Origin of the sequence: uncultured Campylobacter sp. (genome assembly GCF_938045595.1) — a bacterium.
In the GTDB taxonomy this organism is placed as follows: domain Bacteria; phylum Campylobacterota; class Campylobacteria; order Campylobacterales; family Campylobacteraceae; genus Campylobacter_B.
Genome location: NZ_CALIBB010000218.1, coordinates 1 through 2,950 on the forward strand (window position 1 = coordinate 1; position 2,950 = coordinate 2,950).

The 2,950-nt window shown below is 43.2% G+C and carries 1 protein-coding gene; it reads left to right on the top strand.

Features of this window, described 5'->3' with window-relative positions:
• Positions 1 to 451: 451 nt before the first annotated feature.
• Positions 452 to 2,815 carry a type I secretion system permease/ATPase gene (locus Q0340_RS08505; RefSeq protein WP_298082960.1) on the top strand — a complete coding sequence of 788 codons (2,364 nt, stop codon included), beginning with the start codon at positions 452 to 454 and terminating at the stop codon, positions 2,813 to 2,815.
• The last annotated feature ends 135 nt before the right edge of the window (positions 2,816 to 2,950 follow it).

The window sequence follows — 2,950 nt, forward strand, 5'->3', positions numbered from 1 at the left end:
TTAGCTTGAGCATAATGAAATCACTTTCAGTTTTTAAAAGCCTCTTTAGCTCTTCGAGCCTTGCTTCGTTCATCCTTATCCCCACTGATGATCTCAGAAGTTCATCTATTTTACTCTTTGCGGCTTAAGCAAATATTAAATTACTATAGCGGCCTACCTTACGTTATTACGCGTTATCATTCCCAATCAGATCGGCATATAATGACAAATTTTTGTATATTACGCGGATGTCCCGAAGCCGATTTTGAACTGAATATTTCTGTCGGGTATCTCGTCGGTTGTCATAATCTATTCGATGGCCACTCCTACGCCCATTATTTCCTCTAGCGCCATCGTTCTAGTTTCCCAACTTTTCTCAATCCCTTAAATTTCTTTAAAATTCCCTCTAAATTTAAGCCTCGTTTCAAATAGACTTAATAGAATTCCTTCAAATTTCACTCAAAGGTATCTAATGCAAACCGCCCTGGGCTCGCTAGGTCTGATAGCCGCCGTAAATCATATCCCATTCGATGCCAAGGCGCTTATAAATAAATTTGCGCTAAGCAGCGAGGAGCCGCAGATAGAAGAGCTGGTGCGTATGGCTAAGCATTGCGAGTTTAAGGCTAAAATCAAAAAGCTAAATCTTTCAAATTTGATGCGCTATAAGCCGCCGTTTATCCTTCAGAAAAAGGACGGAAGCTACTTTAATGTCTTAAAGATCGAGCAGCAAAGCAAAGCGGATATTAAAGCGGCAAATGCTAACAAGACGGCCGCCGATATAAATAGCGTAAATTCCAAAGACGAGGCAGGCTCCAAGGAGATATTGAGCTCTAAAAGCGACACGACAAATTCTTTAAACTCATCTTCATCCGCATCGTTCTCTTCCGACGCGCCGTCTTCATCCCACGCGGGCGCATCCCATTCGTCCACTAAAGAGACTAACGCTCCCCGCTCATTCAAATCTCCTCTATCCAAATCCTCACAAGAGCCAGAAGCAGCTATTAAATTTATCGTATTTGACGGAGGCAATTCCGTAAAAGAGCTAGGTGCGAGCGAGCTATTTGATCTTTGCAGCGGCGAGTTTATAGTGCTAGCTCATAAAACTCTGAATTCTCAGATCAAATTCGGCTTTGCGTGGTTTTACAAACGGATGCTAAGCTTTAAAAGGGTCGTATTTGAAGTGCTTTTGGCTTCCTTTATCATGCAGCTTTTCGGTCTAGTGACGCCGCTTTTTACGCAGGTGGTGCTCGATAAGGTTTTGACCCATCATAGCATTAGCACGCTAAACGTCATTGCATTTGCATTTTTGGCGACCATCATATTTGAGATGCTTTTAAGCCTAAGTAGAAATTATATATTCGCGCACACTACTACTAAAATCGACGCCAGATTGGGTAGCGAGCTTTTTAGCCATTTAGCTCTGCTTCCGATGACCTATTTTGAGAACCGTAAAGTTGGAAACATCGTTGCTAGAGTGCGCGAGCTAGATAGCATTAGAGAGTTTATCGCAAATAAAAGCGTTAGCGTGCTACTTGATATTTTATTTAGCTTCGTATTCGTTTTTATGATGCTGCTTTACAGCATTAAACTCACGCTAATTGCAATCGCATTTATAAGCGTAATTGCTGCTATATATTTTTTTATCACGCCGGTACTTAGAAAGAGGCTGGAGGATAAATTTCAAATGGGAGCCGCTTCAAACTCCTATCTCGTAGAAGCGGTAACCGGAATGCAGACGGTAAAATCTCTAGCGATCGAAGGCAGCATGCAAAAGATGTGGGAGGAAAATCTAGGCAGATACGTCCGCTCATCTTTTAATCTTTCGAATTTAAGCAACGTCGCAAGCGGCTTTGCCTCCGCACTGCAAAAGCTTATGACGCTTTGCATCTTATATTTCGGCGTAGGGCTCGTGATCGAAGGCAAACTAAGCGTCGGTCAGCTCATAGCCTTTCAGATGTTTGCAGGGCAATTTAGCGCTCCTGTAATGAGGCTCGTGGGCCTGTGGAATGAGTTTCAGCAAGCCCTTCTTAGCGTTGATAGGCTAGGAGATATATTAAATACTCCAACCGAGCAGAGCACCGATAAACCGATTGCGTTAAATAATATCGAAGGAGATATAAAATTTGACGCCGTAAATTTCAGATACAGGCCGGATCTAAATTTAGTGCTAAAAGATATCAGCTTTCACGTAGAGCCGGGCAAAAGCGTAGGTATAGTCGGCAGAAGCGGCAGCGGTAAAAGCACGATTACGAAGCTGATTGAGCGGCTCTATCTGCAAAGCTCGGGCGCCGTTTACATAGACGGCATAGATATCAGACATCTAAATCCATATCTTTTAAGGCAAAACATCGGCGTAGTCCTTCAGGAAAACTATCTATTTAGCGGCAGTATCAAAGAAAACATCGCCTTTGCCGCAAGCGGAGCGAGTATGGAGGAGATCATCAGAGTTAGCAAGATCGCGGGCGCTCATGATTTTATCGCAGAGCTCGCAGGAGGTTACGATACCTTCGTAGGCGAGCGCGGCTCAAGCCTTAGCGGCGGACAGAAACAGCGCATCGCAATCGCTAGAGCGCTCATAAATAATCCTAAAATTTTAATCTTTGACGAGGCGACCTCTGCGCTTGATTATGAAAGTGAAAGCATCATCAATAAGAATTTAAGCGAAATTAAAAAGGGAAAAACCTTCATCATCATCGCCCATAGGCTAAATTCCGTCAAGAATTGCGATGAAATTTTAGTACTTGATAAGGGCGAGATCGTAGAGCGCGGAAAGCACGAGGAGCTAATGGCTCTGGGCGGCTACTACAAGAGCTTATATGATAAGCAGGCTGGATAGGTCGAAGGGCAGGGTGGGATAAACAATGCTAAAAATTTTCAAAAGAATAGAGGATGATTCAAACGAGTTTAAGCCTCTTTTAATCGAGATAGAGGATGCTCCGCAAAACCCTTTGGGAAGATCAATTTTATGGAT